This window comes from Planktothrix sp. PLAVEN19ND, assembly GCF_057220675.1.
Genome location: NZ_CM170132.1, coordinates 2,327,501 through 2,341,900, shown reverse-complemented (window position 1 = coordinate 2,341,900; position 14,400 = coordinate 2,327,501). Strand labels below are relative to the sequence as shown.

Annotated in this window: 15 protein-coding genes (1 of these 15 running past the window's edge); 10 read left to right on the top strand and 5 right to left on the bottom strand. The window is 38.6% G+C overall.

Going from position 1 to position 14,400, the window contains the following annotated elements; translation table 11 throughout:
- Window positions 1-126: 126 nt before the first annotated feature.
- Together AC2D3N_RS10040 and AC2D3N_RS10035 are read left to right on the top strand one after the other, a co-directional pair.
- Complete coding sequence (locus AC2D3N_RS10040; protein ID WP_079679005.1) at window positions 127-789, top strand: class I SAM-dependent methyltransferase; 663 nt, start codon at window positions 127-129, stop codon at window positions 787-789.
- Between the two features lie 49 nt (window positions 790-838).
- A complete protein-coding gene (locus AC2D3N_RS10035; RefSeq protein WP_079679007.1) occupies window positions 839-1,558 on the top strand; it encodes a M15 family metallopeptidase in 720 nt (239 codons plus the stop codon).
- A gap of 13 nt (window positions 1,559-1,571) precedes the next feature.
- Here the strand turns inward: AC2D3N_RS10035 and AC2D3N_RS10030 are convergent, their stop codons facing one another.
- Together AC2D3N_RS10030 and AC2D3N_RS10025 are read right to left on the bottom strand one after the other, a co-directional pair.
- Window positions 1,572-2,402, bottom strand: a complete 831-nt coding sequence (locus AC2D3N_RS10030) for an Rpn family recombination-promoting nuclease/putative transposase (protein WP_484693517.1) — start codon at window positions 2,400-2,402, stop codon at window positions 1,572-1,574.
- A gap of 5 nt (window positions 2,403-2,407) precedes the next feature.
- Window positions 2,408-2,854, bottom strand: a complete 447-nt coding sequence (locus tag AC2D3N_RS10025; protein ID WP_484693516.1) for a hypothetical protein — start codon at window positions 2,852-2,854, stop codon at window positions 2,408-2,410.
- Window positions 2,855-3,071: 217 nt separating this feature from the next.
- Here AC2D3N_RS10025 and AC2D3N_RS10020 point away from each other — a divergent pair, with 217 nt between their 5' ends.
- Window positions 3,072-4,751, top strand: a complete 1,680-nt coding sequence (locus AC2D3N_RS10020; protein WP_484693515.1) for a glycoside hydrolase family 10-like protein — start codon at window positions 3,072-3,074, stop codon at window positions 4,749-4,751.
- Window positions 4,752-4,757: 6 nt separating this feature from the next.
- Window positions 4,758-5,222 carry a GNAT family N-acetyltransferase gene (locus AC2D3N_RS10015; RefSeq protein ID WP_079679014.1) on the top strand — a complete coding sequence of 155 codons (465 nt, stop codon included), beginning with the start codon at window positions 4,758-4,760 and terminating at the stop codon, window positions 5,220-5,222.
- A gap of 246 nt (window positions 5,223-5,468) precedes the next feature.
- Here AC2D3N_RS10015 and AC2D3N_RS10010 read toward each other — a convergent pair whose 3' ends face one another.
- From AC2D3N_RS10010 to AC2D3N_RS10000, 3 genes are all read right to left on the bottom strand, one after another.
- Window positions 5,469-5,879: a nuclear transport factor 2 family protein gene (locus AC2D3N_RS10010; protein WP_079679015.1), complete on the bottom strand. Its 411-nt coding sequence runs from the start codon at window positions 5,877-5,879 to the stop codon at window positions 5,469-5,471.
- 9 nt (window positions 5,880-5,888) lie between these two features.
- Window positions 5,889-8,069 carry a lytic transglycosylase domain-containing protein gene (locus AC2D3N_RS10005; RefSeq protein ID WP_484693514.1) on the bottom strand — a complete coding sequence of 727 codons (2,181 nt, stop codon included), beginning with the start codon at window positions 8,067-8,069 and terminating at the stop codon, window positions 5,889-5,891.
- Window positions 8,070-8,193: 124 nt separating this feature from the next.
- Window positions 8,194-9,255, bottom strand: coding sequence for a class I SAM-dependent methyltransferase (locus tag AC2D3N_RS10000; protein ID WP_144017738.1), 1,062 nt, complete (start codon window positions 9,253-9,255; stop codon window positions 8,194-8,196).
- Between the two features lie 219 nt (window positions 9,256-9,474).
- Here AC2D3N_RS10000 and AC2D3N_RS09995 point away from each other — a divergent pair, with 219 nt between their 5' ends.
- From AC2D3N_RS09995 to ygfZ, 6 genes are all read left to right on the top strand, one after another.
- On the top strand, window positions 9,475-10,140 hold the full coding sequence (locus AC2D3N_RS09995; RefSeq protein WP_079679018.1) for a DUF6629 family protein: 666 nt from the start codon (window positions 9,475-9,477) through the stop codon (window positions 10,138-10,140).
- 480 nt (window positions 10,141-10,620) lie between these two features.
- Window positions 10,621-10,938: a PepSY domain-containing protein gene (locus tag AC2D3N_RS09990; RefSeq protein ID WP_234996698.1), complete on the top strand. Its 318-nt coding sequence runs from the start codon at window positions 10,621-10,623 to the stop codon at window positions 10,936-10,938.
- 101 nt (window positions 10,939-11,039) lie between these two features.
- A complete protein-coding gene (locus AC2D3N_RS09985; protein WP_079679022.1) occupies window positions 11,040-11,450 on the top strand; it encodes a Fur family transcriptional regulator in 411 nt (136 codons plus the stop codon).
- A 168-nt stretch (window positions 11,451-11,618) separates the two neighbouring features.
- Complete coding sequence (locus tag AC2D3N_RS09980; RefSeq protein ID WP_484693513.1) at window positions 11,619-13,529, top strand: alpha/beta hydrolase; 1,911 nt, start codon at window positions 11,619-11,621, stop codon at window positions 13,527-13,529.
- A 116-nt stretch (window positions 13,530-13,645) separates the two neighbouring features.
- On the top strand, window positions 13,646-14,044 hold the full coding sequence (locus AC2D3N_RS09975; RefSeq protein ID WP_079679025.1) for a hypothetical protein: 399 nt from the start codon (window positions 13,646-13,648) through the stop codon (window positions 14,042-14,044).
- Between the two features lie 58 nt (window positions 14,045-14,102).
- Window positions 14,103-14,400: the beginning of a CAF17-like 4Fe-4S cluster assembly/insertion protein YgfZ gene (gene ygfZ, locus AC2D3N_RS09970; protein ID WP_484693512.1), read on the top strand. It continues 761 nt past the right edge of the window; the window shows 298 of its 1,059 coding nt (coding positions 1-298); the start codon lies at window positions 14,103-14,105; its stop codon lies beyond the right edge, outside the window.

Genomic DNA, 14,400 nt, shown 5'->3' with positions numbered 1-14,400 from the left:
TGAATCATGATATCTTTGACTTATTAATCAATATTAGAATGATTATACCCATTGGATCAAAATTAGTATACAATTCTTCATATTCAGATTGACAAACCCATAGCATCTATCAGGATCAATAGAATTATGTTACTCCAACGCCATGAACGGATTAAATTAGACGAGACAGAGGACTCACTATTTTACTCGTTTCCTCGCTTTGTGACCCACGTTGATCAGGGGTTTATTGATCAGTTAACAACTCTGTATCAAAAGCATCTTAAACCCCAAACTCGGATTTTAGATTTAATGAGTAGTTGGGTATCTCACCTTCCCCCTGAAATTCAATTTTCCCATATAGAAGGACATGGAATGAATGAGGAGGAATTAGCTAAAAATTCTCAACTCGATCATTATTTTATTCAAGACTTAAATCAAAATCTCAAACTTCCCCTACCCGATCAAGATTTTGATGCGGTTTTAATTTGTGTTTCCATCCAATATTTACAATATCCTGAAGCCATTTTTGCGGAAATTCATCGGATTTTAAAACCTGGCGGAATTACCATTGTAAGCTTTTCTAATCGAATGTTTTATCAAAAAGCGATCTCCGCCTGGCGAGAAGCAACAGAAACTGATAGACTAGAATTAGTTAAAGGCTATATTAATTCCGTTAAAATTAATAAATTACCTGGATTTAATAGCCCCAAAGTTATTGCTAGTCAATCTAAAACCCCTCTATTTATGCAAATGTTGGGAATGGGAGGAAGCGACCCATTTTATGCTTTAATTGCATCCCGACAATCTTAACTGTATTTCTAAGCCCTGAAGGGCTTACTAATTAAAAACAACAAATATTATGAAACCTTATCAAGAAATTTTGATTCAAGACTGTGGTGAACCTTTAGTTAATATACCCCTGGAAAAATTTGTAATAGAAACTCCCCATGCTTATCAAAAATTAGGAGCACCCTATCATTTTTCTTCGGTAGATTCTCCCTATTATTTAAGACAAGGTGTTTTAGAACGTCTCCTCGCAGCACAACGACAATTAGAGAATAATTATCCTAGTTGGAAGATATTAGTTTTTGACGCCTATCGTCCCGTAGAAGTGCAACAATTTATGGTCAATTATTCATACAAACAACTATTAGAAGAACGGGGATTAACGCCACACAATCTTTCCGCCGAACAACACCAATCTATATTAACAGAAGTTGACCAATTTTGGGCGGCTCCGAGCTTAGATCCTGCCACTCCTCCGCCCCATAGTACGGGTGCGGCTTTGGATATTACTTTAGTTGATCATAGGGGAGAAATCTTAAATATGGGTTCGGAAATTGATCAGATTTCTCCTCGATCCTATCCTAATTATTTTGAGCATAGTTCTGATCAAATAGAGAAAGAATATCAGCGAAATCGTCTGATTTTATCCCAGGTTATGCTATCAACAGGATTTCAGCAACATCCGAATGAATGGTGGCATTTTTCCCAGGGTGATCAACTTTGGGCGTGGTTAACAAATCAACAAAATCCAAAAGAAAATGCGATCGCCAAATACGGTCGATATTCCTCTTAATTACTAAGAAAGACTAAGATTTTAAGTTTTGAATTTCTTCTAAACTTAACCCCGTGGTGCGACTAATAGTTTGATCATCTAAAATATTCAGGAGTTGACGAGCAATTTCTATCGCTTTTTCTTGTCTAGCTTGACTTTCTGCAAAACTAATCGCATTTCTTTGATCTTGTAAAAACAGTTCCACTTTTTCAACTTCATCGAGTTCCTCACGGGTTAAATTAGTTTGATTAGCAATTTGAAAAGCCCGTTGAATTTGAGGGACAGTTTCTAAGGTTTCAGGAACGGTTTCTAAAGTTCTAGCACTTTGCATAAAATAAATCCATTTATCCGTTAAGGTTTCTAATTGTTCTAAGGATTTTTGAAATTTAGGTAATTCCACAAACACTAACTCTAATTCATTCTCGGAATAATTAAAGTTTTGAACTTTCTCCTTAAAAATAAAGTGAGAAATCAAAGAATCCGTATTTTCAAATTGAATAAAATCCGTAATTGTTAAAGCAATAACAGGTTTTAAAAAACGATAGCCCTGTCCCACATCTAATTGCAGAGAATAGGTTTTAGCCGCATTATATAAGACTCGTTTTGTAAAGGCTTCTACATTAATCACCTGCATCTCAATAATGACAATTTCACCCGTATTTAGTTGAGCTTTAACGTCTAAATAAGTATCTTTAAGCCCGTTAACTTTGGGCGCGAGGTAAGGATCAATAATCTCTAAATCCTGAATAACTAGCTCAGAATTATAAACCAGGGCATTCAAGAAACTGATTAAAATATCCTTACTTTCCGAGGAACCAAATATTTTTTTAAAGGCAAAATCAGTTTTGGGATTGATAAAACGCATAGCTTTTATTTCCTTTTAAACATATCGAGATAATCACCATTAATCGGGGCAATATATTTCAAATTAGCCCGAACATAACAAACTCCAGAATTTAATCGAGGCCCATAGGGATGAATACTTTCTACCTTTAACCAAGATTGACCATTTTTAAGTACAATAGCATCGCCTTTTCCATCATTAGAAAACAGGGCTGTCATAATTGCGCCAGACTCTAAGCGAGTCCTAACCGTTCCTTCGGGAGTATTGCGACAGTTCAGATATTCAGGATCGACAACCAACCAGTTTATATTATTATAAAGTCCTCGATTTCCTTGAACTTTTGCCGTGATAAAATCACCTTTCATATTGGGTTTAGGGACTTCCGCCATTTGAGCCATGGCTAGACCTGTTACCAAGGTTAGGGTGGTAATGGAGGTGGTAATTCCAGAAAACAGGGTGGAAATGATTTTCATAATTTAGCTCGAAACCTCTAAACAAGGATTTAAAAAATATGGACAAGTTGACATTTTTTAAAGATTGCAACTGATCCTACTTTGGGGTACAATTCATACTGCTATTATATTCTTTCTGAATCTAATTAGAGGCAAAGTTAATAGATTGTATCGTTTTGTTCAAAAATATTAACAATTAAACAGAAATCTTGAACCCATTTTACCCCTTTTAAACTTCATGGTAAACTTTACAGATATAACCAATCATTGGGCCAAAAATAGTATAGAAACTCTGGCAAATAAAGGCATGATCAGTGGCTATCGAGATGGAACTTTTAAGCCCGATGCTCCTTTGACTCGTGCTGAGTTTGCTACTATGCTGATTAAAGCCTTTCCCCAACTTTTAGACAGTCGAGAACCGCTCCAATTTAAGGATGTTCCGTCGAATTTTTGGGCTTATAGTGTAATTCAAAAAACCTATAGTACGGGGTTTATGAGTGGTTATGAAGACCAAAGTTTTAAACCCCAACAAAATATCCCTAGAGTTCAAGCATTAGTCGCTTTAGTCAAAGGGCTAAATTATGAACCCAGTCAATCTATTATTAAAACCCTAAATCAAAGTTTAAATGATGGGAAAGATATTCCCAATTATGCTAAGAATGCGATCGCGGCGGCGATTGAATTTGGCTTAGTTGTTAATTATCCAGAGGTGAAACTTTTAAACCCGAATAAACCTGCAACTCGCGCCGAAGTAGCTGTATTTTTCTGTCAAGCGTTGCGCCAAGTTGATGAACCCTTAACTATTGCTGAACAGTATATTGTTAAACCGCCGATCATTCCAGTTCCGACCGGAGAATTAAGGGGAGTTTGGTTAACCAATATTGATAGTGATGTTTTGTTCTCTAAAAACACCTTAACCAACGCTCTAAATTTATTGGCAGAATGTAACTTTAATACCGTTTATCCTACCATTTGGAATAACGGTTATACCCTTTATCCAAGTGTTTTAATGGAACGGTTTACCGGAACTCAAATATATCCGATTCCTGAATTAAAAGACCGAGATATTCTCAAGGAAATGATTCCCTTAGCCAAAGAAAAAAAGATTAGTGTGATTCCTTGGTTTGAATATGGGTTTATGGTTCCCCCTGATTCTAAAATTGTTGAACTGCGTCCCCATTGGATTACCTGTCGTCAAGATGGTACGAAAGTATATAAAGAAAGTCAAGTTAATCAAGTCTGGTTAAATCCCTTCCATCCCCAAGTCCAACAGTTTCTTCTGGGTTTAATCATTGAAGTGGTCAAAAACTATGAGGTTGATGGGATTCAATTTGATGATCATTTTGGTTTACCTGTCGATTTAGGCTATGATGAGTTTACAATCCAATTATATCGGAAAGAAACGGGAAATTCCCAACCTCCCACAGACTTTCAAGAAGCAAATTGGGTAAGTTGGAGAGCGAAAAAAATCACAGAATTTGTCAGTAGAGTGTTCTGGGTGATCAAAGATTATAAACCGAATTGTATTCTTTCTTTATCTCCAAATCCTTATCTTTATGCCTATTCTCAATTTTTACAAGATTGGAAAACCTGGGAACAAGAAGGTTATTTAGAAGAATTAGTTTTACAATTATATCGGGATGATATTAATGGATTTTTAGCAGATTTAAAACGTCCTGAACTTTTGGAAGCTAAGAGTCATATTCCTGTTAGTATTGGTATTTTAACCGGGTTAAGAATTAAGCCAATTTCTTTTCTAACTGTTAAAGAACAAATTCAACTGACGCGCGATCACCAATTTGCCGGAACCACATTTTTCTTTTATGAAACATGGAAACAAATGATGGAATCAGAAACCCAAAAAAATGAATTTAAAACCCTATTTTCTCAGATTTTAGAACGTCCACAATTTGTCTAAACATGAATGAAAACAATTAATATTCGTCCTTATTTAGAAAGAGATTGGTCGGCTATTTGTCGAGTGCATAATCGCTCCCAACCCGATGAATTTAAAGGATCTTGTGATTTAAGGGCGATGAGACCTCTGGAACAAAATCCCAATGTTCATCACATTCGCTATACTTATGACAAATTCGTAGCCTGTGAAGGGAAAAAAGTCGTCGCTTTTATTGCCCTTGATTCTCACTGTATTGCTTTATTATATGTTGATCCCGATTATCAAAATCAAGGCATTGGTAAACGGTTATTAGATTTATCTTTAAAACTAATTGCTTCTCCTATTTATACCATTGTGATGGCAGGAAATCAACGGGCAATCGCATTTTATAAAAAATCTGGATTTCAAGAAATTGGCACTTTTAACAGCAATATTTCGGGTTATCCTTGCCAGTTTATTCGTTTAGTTTTTTCAACAGAAAAGAGTGATTAGTTATAGCAGTTGCCGCATCTGTTAGGACATTCTTGAAAGCTAAAAGCTGCTCACAGTAAGTATTTACCTATTGCCTATTGCCCATTGCCTATTCCCTATTGCCTCTTGCTATAATATCAATCATCCCAAAATAGGTTTAAGGTATAGCAGTCGCGCAACTCACTGTTATAGCGCTACGCACTCTTAGAACACCGGAACAGGGGTAATACTTCTGGTTGTTTTATGTCAGTATTAAAATGTTATAACCTATTTGGGATTGCTATATAAGGTGAAAACCACCGCTAAGTATTCTCGGTAACTGCAAATCTTATCCCCTTGAATATCAAAGGCAATTGCTGCTTGATTTTCATAGGGTTTCCCCCACATTTCCCCTTCCGAATAAACTTCAAAGACAACCGTAGTTTCATTATTGGTTATCCGTTTTAATGTTAGTAATAACCCATTTTTAAACACGGATTCAGTAGCATAATTTAAGAACTTTGCTAACATTGTTTTTCCTTGATGTAAGCCTTTATAAGATCCGGCGGGAAAGGAAAAGGTACAATCATCCGTCAGCATTTCTAAAAAAGGTTCCCACTGTCCGGTCGTTAAACCCTGCTGCAATAGATCAAAGCCCTTTTGAGCGACGGCTAAGGTTGAATAAGATGCAGATTCCATAACTTCTCCTTAATTCTTATAATTAGCCGTATGTTCTTGCATTAATTTGGCAACATCGGGGTTATAAATTCTAAGATAATTCCAGTAATTCTCAAATACAGATTTCACATAATCTTGAGTTTCAGGATAGGGAATTTTAACTACAAATTCATCGGGATCTTGAAATCCAAAGCGCTGTAACCACCCAGAAACAGCCCCCGGCCCGGCATTATAACTAGCTACTGCTAACATCGAATTATTGTTATATTCTCGATGGGTAAAATCCAGATAATAGGTTCCTAAATTGATATTATCATTGACGTTTTCCAAGGAGTAATTTGTCAATTTAATTTGTTTGGCCACATCCGCCCCCGTGTCCGGCATCACTTGCATTAATCCCGTAGCGCCGACAATGGATTTAATCCCTGGCATAAACCGCGATTCTTGACGAATTAATGCTGTTACTAATACCGGATTTAATTGCCGTTCTTTTGACCAATTAACAATAGTTTCTAAGTAGGGAAATGGATATAATGCTTCCCAATAAGCCGGTTTTTGTTTGATTTCTAAATATTGTGATCGCTCTTGAGGATCATCCCGGCGATTTAAACTTGATAACATCCAAATTCCTTCTAAATTATCCCCTATTCCCATCCGCATTAACCCATCGGTATATTGTTCAGCAACTGAAGGCTGGTTGAGATTTTTAAACTCTGTTTGCCATAGTTTCCAGGCTTCTTGATTTTGTCCTAACCCATACAGTTCTTGTAAGGTTTCAGAACCAGCCGGAGGCACTTCTCGAATATCAGGATGTTCGACATGGGGAGATAGGGGTCGAACGGTGGTAAAATCCCCTACAGGCCAGCCTAAATGCACCGCAGAACGCCAAGCATAATAGGAAGAAGGATAACGAACAATTAAATATTCAAAGGCTTTTTTAGCCTCTTGGGAATTGCCGTTTTTTTCCGCCCATTTCCCTACCCAAAACGTCGCTTCTGGGGCAAATTCACTATCGGGATTTTTCGTGGAAACTTGTTTTGCCCAGTCGGAGGCGGATTTTAAATTTCCCGCTTTTAAGGCTTGTTGGGCGAGTTCCCAACGCAATTGGGCGGCGGCTTCAGAATCGCTATATTTACTCAGTAATTGTTGACGAGTTTCGGAGGCTAATTTTTCCGATCCCATTTGATCTAAGAGTTTAGATTTATCTAATAAAGCCTCGGCTGCATGACGGGGAAATTTAGCAATCACTTGATCTAAATACCCTAAAGCCTCTTTTTTCTCAACCAGCCGTGATAACCGCAATAAACCAAATCCTGCATCTTCTCCTTGAGGATCTATTTCCTGGGGAAAGGTATTAATTAATTGTTTATAGGCAATTCGAGACTCAGGAATTTTATCATTTAACCACAATCCTCTGGCTTGACGGTAAAGGTTTTTAGGGGTCTTGGGTGCTTTAGAATAGGCAATGGCAGCTTTCCCATAATCCTGTTTTTCCCAATAGCCAAAAGCTACAATTTCCCATTGTTCCGGGGTGAGTTGATTGCCAAATTTTGCTTTTAATTGTTCTAAATAGGTTCCATAGTCTTTTAAATACAATCCATGTTTCGCAATTAGAAATAATAATTCCGGTTGATTGGGATTTTGTTTAAGTTTACTTTGAATAATTTCTATGGTTTTGGGATGACTGGGAAATTGGGCGATCGCTTGATCCCAATATTCAGAATTGGTTTTTCCTAACGTATATAAGGCTTCGACTACAACGGGTTGAGTGCTATAATTTTTTAACAATTCCTGCCAAGTTTTTTGGGCTTTTTCCAGATCTCCAATTTGTTCATAAGCCCGCGCCCGTTTGACTAAAATATGACCCCCTAAGAGGGGATAATCCTGTTCTAATCCCTGTAATAATTGAAGGGCTGTGTTAGGATTTTCGGCTAAAGAATCACTAGCCAATAAATATCGTGCCCGACTTCTTTCTAAAGAAGCATTTCGGTCTTGGGCGATCGCTTCTAATTCCCCTTGACGTTGGGAAACGGGGGATAAAGCCAGTTGTAATACTTTCGACTGCGGGATTTGTTGATCGGCCAAATAGTTCTGTTCAACGGACTGTTTCCATCCCCGAAATACCGCCATCGGAAAGAACACACCCACCAACAAAGCCCCAGATGCGATCACGGGCAAAATCCATACTTTAGAGATTCGTCGCTTAATCATGATCGATGTTTAGAAAGGGAATAGAATAGGATTAATTTCAACGGATATTTTTAGGGGTGGCTTTGTGTTTTCAACCCTACGGAAGAAACCTGCCACCTCCTCTGAACCGCCCGACTCTAATATTCTACTTATTCACCCGACATAATAACCAACGCAAGGACATCGGGGGGTTTTGGATCGGAACCACATCTCGACCCTGTGACCAATGTTCAAACCAACCCGTCGGTGGCCAGGCTTCCGGGGGGAGGTGAGTGCGTTCATACTCATACACCGACTCATTGGAAATCAATTGTAGCGGTAAACCCTGGAGCAGCGAATTCATTTCACCCGGAGTAATCACATAAGACCATTGAATTTGACCCATTTCTCGAATTTTATCATCCGGCTCAAAATCGGCATCGGTGATAAACGTACTGAATAAAATTAAACCCCCTGTCGCTACGGCATCACAGACTTTGCTTAAGAGGGTTTGGACATCATCCAAATTGCGAAAATGGGAAATCACTTCTGCAATTAACCCTAACCGATAATAATTAGCCGGGAGGACTAAGGCCGGGTTGAGAATATTGCTTTGGATCACCCGAATTGGTAGGCTGGCGTCTTTGGCTTCCTTGGCAATAATTTGAGCAAAGTCTGGGGTGAGTTCCACCGCATCCACCGGATGTCCCTTGCGGGCTAAAGGTAGGGTATTGCGACCCACCCCCGCCCCCACATCTAAAATCGGAGTTCGGGCTGGGTCAGAAAATTCGGACACCACGGCCATTAATTTAGTATCAGGGTGCGCCCCAAATAATGGCCCCTCCCGGGTGGTTAACCAGCGTTGATATTTGTTTTCTAAAGAGGCAACCTCGGTGGTTACGGTTAGTTTGAGGCCACTGGTTAAGCCTTGAGTGGGTTCAGGGGGTTCATATCTAAAGATTAAACGGGCATGGGGGGAAGCCTGATATCCTTCATGCAGTTTACGTTCGACAAGCTGACGTAACCCCTTCATTTCCTCTGGGGTGAAATTTTGCCCCAAGGCCGCCAGCAGAGCGTTAAACTGAGTCATGTATTCATCGATCAAAGCAGGTGCACAAGGGAGAACCAGTTGTCCCCGGGCTGAGGTCAGTCGTTTCACTTTGAGTAAAAGTGCTTTTTCAATCAGATTTTGATCATTCACTGTAATCGGTTGATTCACGGCTACCACGAATATTATTTCCTCTCAATGCTGTATAATAAACAATCTTGTTGATCTAATTGATCAGGAAAAGTCTGAAAATTTCCAGGCCTCCTCGGTCTCCTACCAAAATATTAACAAAGGTGGAATGAGATTGAACACATACAGTGCCGAGGTTGAGGAGGTTCCAAAACCCAGGAAATGGTAAACAATCTACGGTTTTGAGAACTCACCGAGTCTAGTGTTTTTATGTGCTTTTCAGCAACGGCAAGTTTTACCGCCAGTTTATCCTTATCTGTTTTAGGAATTGCCACTCTGAAACAAACGACCTCGAAAAAGCAGCTTTTATTAGCAACTTTTCCATTGTTATTTGCAACTCAGCAATTTTTTGAGGGAGTGGTCTGGTTAAATTTAGAGGATAAATCATCACCCATATACTTTATCGGAATCTACGTTTTTTTAGTTTTTGCTACGGGATTTTGGTTGATTTTTTGCCCCATCTCAGTTTATTTATTAGAAGATCATCCCCTTCGCAAGAAAACTATTTTAGGAATAGCGGTAATAGGAGCTATTTTAGGGATTTATCTTGTGAGTTGTGTGGTGAGACAAGAAGTGATGGCAACTAATAATTTAGGTAATTTATTTTACAACCTTAATTTATTATATGATTTTAAATTTGCCTTCTTTTATGATATTTGTAAATATTTATATTTGCTAGTGATTAGTGTTCCTTTTTTGATATCAAGTCAAAGATTATTAGCTGTATTTGGAATTTTGATTATCTTTTCTTTCATTCTAGCAGACCGATTTTATCAAGCCACTTTCATTTCAGTTTGGTGTTTTTTTGCAGCAGTTATCAGTAGTGTTTTGTTGTTTATATTTTTTGACTGGAAAACAGCGTTGTCACGGAATTAAACGTCATTTGAGAGCCAAGTTCAAAGAGGTCTCTAAAATCTTTCCTTAGTGATCATAAAATTGAGACCAAATCATGCTACCATAGAAATAGTGTAAATTTGGGGCTGTGGCTCAGGTGGATAGAGCAAGCGCCTCCTGAAGAATCGGGCACCATGTGGGGAAACCCCGTGAGTGAATGTGGTCAAACTCAAGGAAGCCTAAGTCGGGAAACCGATAAGGTAATCTTGAGCCAAGCTTTCCCTCTAAACAAGGAAAGAAGGTGCAGAGACTGGCTCTAGGGAATAATGATTTTATTCTTTAGACAAACGGCCACCGCCTACGGGCGACATCCGCCTACGGTGAAGGAATAGTCCAGAGAGTGGGGAAACTCACACAAATCTGAAGCGCTAGGTCGGCGGTTCAAATCCGCCCAGTCCCGTTGAATTTTGACTGAGCAACATCATGAACCTGAATCAACACCTGAGAAAATGGCATCGTACCTTGGCACCGATTGCTTTGCTGCCTTTGTTCGTTACCGTCACCACAGGTGTTTCCTATCGGCTGGGGAAAAGTTGGTTGGGACTATCCCGCGACCAAGTACATCTCCTCATGAGTATCCACGAAGGCGAGTATTTAGGACAGACCTTAGAGCCACTGTATGTGTTGCTCAATGGCCTAGGCTTGCTCTGGATGTTAGTAACCGGCGGGGTGATGGTCTTTCAACAGATTAAACCGCTAAAAAAACTCCAATCTGGGATTGCTCAAGTCAAATCTTTATTTAAGAAACCATCACTTCATCCGTTGGACGATGAGAAATAATCTCCTCCCATCCGTCAGCTGTTTATACAGGTCGGGGCTTCTGTGTTGTATTCTGGTAAAATAGCCGCACCAAACAGGCTAAGATTTGCAAATCATTAATAATGAAACCTCGTCGCACCCGTAGTCAAGACCGGATTCTCACTAAATTGAAAACCCTAAAACGATCGGTTTCTGCTCAAGACCTTTATTTGGAGTTGCGGAAAACAAATCAAATGATGGGGTTAGCCACGGTTTATCGCTCCTTGGATGCTTTAAAACGGGAAGGGTTAATTAATGTCCGCACCTTAACAACGGGGGAAGCGGTTTATAGTTGTATGCAGCAAGACGAACATCATCTCACCTGTGTTGAATGTGGACGTTCGATTCCCCTTGATGAATGTCCTGTTCACCACCTGGAAATTGAACTTCAACAATCCCACAATTTTAAAATTTACTACCATACCTTAGAGTTTTTTGGGTTATGTGATCGCTGTAATCAGTTATCAGTAATCAGTGATCAGTTATCGGTGTAAGATTTTAATTTTAAAGCTACTGATTACCGACTGAGTTTTAGCTGTTTCCAATTCAGTGCTTATTGCAGATCACTTAAAACTGGTTCTTTATATTTACTGACAACGGATTACCGATTACTCTTACACTGATAACTGATCACTGATTACTGGTAACTGATTAAAAGCACTATGGGTACTAATCGGATATACAAAGGTTTACCCCTGTACTGGCATCAAGAAACCATGGAAAATGACCATGGTTGGTTAGAGTCGATTGTTCGCAATACAGCACCCTTTTCTGATGCTTGGACAAAAGCTCGTATTGTCCAACTCGCCTATTCTGTTCCCAAAGGAAGGAAGACCCAAACCCTCTATAATTTGCCCCTCTATGGTAGTTATCGTTCTGAATTAGAAATCGCAGAAGCATTACGTTCTACCTGCAATTTGGAAGAATACCCTGATTTTGATACCCAAGTTAATGAAGATTATGTAATTAAAGCCCTAAATAGTTGGCATAATAAACAATTTGCTAAAGCGGTAAGTCGTAATTTTGAAATTTATGTTGATCGTCAATATTCCAATAGTTTTTTAGTCGTTAGTACCGCCAGAACTTCATTAAATGTTGATCGACAATTGCCCCCTTTAGCAAGATTTCGCCCCTTATTTAATATTGCTGAAATGGGACGACTAATGCGGATAGCAAACTTTGAGCGTCTCACCTTGAAAACCCATGGTTATGCTAGTCCAGCTTCTAAATTTTATCAAGAATTTATCGCAGAAATAGAATCCTTATCCGTGAAGGGGCCGATTAATCAAATTGGAACCTTAGAAAATCGCAGTGTTTATATTGGTTATCATTGGCCGAGTGAAATGCCCTTAATTCATCCTGGATTATGGAGCGATATGACCGAACAAAAAGGTCTTTCATTAAAGTTTTTATTTATTGTTGCTCTGTTAGCTTGGATGTTTGGTACGGGATTTTATATTCTATTAACCTTAATTGTCGTTCCCCTAGTTAATTTATTAGGGATAGAACAACCTTTATCTCCCTTTTGGTATTGGTTTAATTGGCATAAAATTTCTGATTTAATAACTCAATGGAATGGAGTCACTCTAACGGTTTTTGTCCTGTGGTTATTATTAATGCAGATTTTAAGAATTTCTGTTTATCAACGTGATCGCTATCGAGCAATTCACTATGGCGCACCAGATTTAGCAGAATTTTTTTGGAGATTAGATAAAGTTTTAGGCGAAAATCCCTATACGTCGATGCCCTTTTACGAACCGGAAAAGGAAACAGCTATTGCTAATTATTATAACCAAAACTTCCCCCCAATGAATGTTAATTTAATCGGACATAGTATGGGGGGGTTAGTCATTGTCAATGTCCTGAGAATTCTCTCCGATCGGTTTGGTAAGGAAGATCGCTTAGAATATGAAAAAAACAATATGGGTGATTATCTGCAACTAGACAAACTCATTTTAACTTCCCCTGATATTCCCTTAGAATTTCTTCGAGAAGGTCGGAATAATTATGTTCGTTCTGCTATTTTGCGATGTCGGGAAATTTATTTATTTTCTAGCGATCGAGATTTGATCCTTCGCTATCTTTCTATTTTGGGCAATTGGTTTAGTGAACCCAGTATAGAAATGTCAGGATTACGATTGGGAAATGTTTATTTAAAACCCTTCAAAAATTCCAAAAATCAAATTGATTATCAGCCCTATATTCGAGTGATGATTAGTTCTCAATCGGCAGTACAACCCACTTCAGCCTATGATTTATTTGAAAAATTTAACTATATTGATTGTTCTGAAATGCCAGGATTAAATTGTATCTCCCTTCCCTTAAATGTTTGGACAAGCATGATTATTGATCTGATCAATACCTTGTTTTTTATTGCTGGGAAAGTTGATATTCATGGGGGTTATTCCTTTACAAACACCACCAGCTTTGATATTTTAAAACTTTTAATCACCAGAGATGGACTATCTCGAACAGAAACCCTAGCTGAAATTAATCGCCTGATTAGCGGGAAACCCGTTTTATTTTTGCCCTCTTATCAACCCGTAGGAAACAGCAGTGAAGAAGACTTTTAGAGTTAATGATCATTGAAGAATATCTGAGCAGTATTGATTTCTTCTAATTTTAAGAAGGTTTAGCACTTTCCGCATAAACATCAGACAATAAAAAAATCCCTGGAAAATTCAGATATATGAAACCTAAAATTAAAGATCCCGTAGCTTGGCAACAGGCTGAACTCCTGATGCAGCCTGCTTTGATTCGCCTCCTAGACAACATCCGTAAACAATTAGACGAATCTATCTGGACAGGAAGTTATCAGGAAGTCCAAGATCCTTTCCCTGGATATCGGTTGGAATTAGAGCATAATGGTCAGCACGTTAGTGTCGATATTTGGGAATTGTGTTATCAGATCTGTTTTCAAAACTATCACCTGACCCATACCGCCCAAGAAAGTTTGGAGGTTGAAATTGATATGAGTTTAATTGATCAAGAAATAGGAGATGTGAATTGGCAGAACCTAGAAACTAAAACTCGTCAAATTATTCAAGATTTATTTGCTAATTTAGCCTCAGACGTTCCCCATTCTTGATCTTAATTCTCTATACTCATCAATGTTGAAAAAATTTTTAATCTAGGTGACTCCCGCCATGACTTCAGAATTACAGAATTTACAAGCTTCCATCGGGGCTATTTTTGCCGACTCAAAAACAGGGGAAGCCATTCCCATTAGTTTTAACAATGATGTTGAAGCCATCACCGCCACAAAACAGGGTGTTGCGATCTATGATCGGTCTCACTGGGGATTGTTAAAAATTTCAGGAGCCGATCGACTGCGATTTTTACATAATCAAAGCACCAATTCTATTCAGAGTTTCAAACCCGGAGAAGGTTGTGATACCGTATTGGTCACTTCTACGGCTCGAACTATTGACTTAGCAACGGCCT

Coding starts and splice junctions, on each gene's coding strand:
- AC2D3N_RS10015 (WP_079679014.1), top strand. CDS start 4,758: ATGAAAACAATTAATATTCGTCCTTATTTAGAAAGAGATTGGTCGGCT.
- AC2D3N_RS10035 (WP_079679007.1), top strand. CDS start 839: ATGAAACCTTATCAAGAAATTTTGATTCAAGACTGTGGTGAACCTTTA.
- AC2D3N_RS09980 (WP_484693513.1), top strand. CDS start 11,619: ATGGGTACTAATCGGATATACAAAGGTTTACCCCTGTACTGGCATCAA.
- AC2D3N_RS09975 (WP_079679025.1), top strand. CDS start 13,646: ATGAAACCTAAAATTAAAGATCCCGTAGCTTGGCAACAGGCTGAACTC.
- AC2D3N_RS10020 (WP_484693515.1), top strand. CDS start 3,072: ATGGTAAACTTTACAGATATAACCAATCATTGGGCCAAAAATAGTATA.
- AC2D3N_RS10010 (WP_079679015.1), bottom strand. CDS start 5,879: ATGGAATCTGCATCTTATTCAACCTTAGCCGTCGCTCAAAAGGGCTTT.
- AC2D3N_RS10025 (WP_484693516.1), bottom strand. CDS start 2,854: ATGAAAATCATTTCCACCCTGTTTTCTGGAATTACCACCTCCATTACC.
- AC2D3N_RS09985 (WP_079679022.1), top strand. CDS start 11,040: ATGAAACCTCGTCGCACCCGTAGTCAAGACCGGATTCTCACTAAATTG.
- AC2D3N_RS10005 (WP_484693514.1), bottom strand. CDS start 8,069: ATGATTAAGCGACGAATCTCTAAAGTATGGATTTTGCCCGTGATCGCA.
- AC2D3N_RS10040 (WP_079679005.1), top strand. CDS start 127: ATGTTACTCCAACGCCATGAACGGATTAAATTAGACGAGACAGAGGAC.
- AC2D3N_RS09995 (WP_079679018.1), top strand. CDS start 9,475: ATGTGCTTTTCAGCAACGGCAAGTTTTACCGCCAGTTTATCCTTATCT.
- AC2D3N_RS10030 (WP_484693517.1), bottom strand. CDS start 2,402: ATGCGTTTTATCAATCCCAAAACTGATTTTGCCTTTAAAAAAATATTT.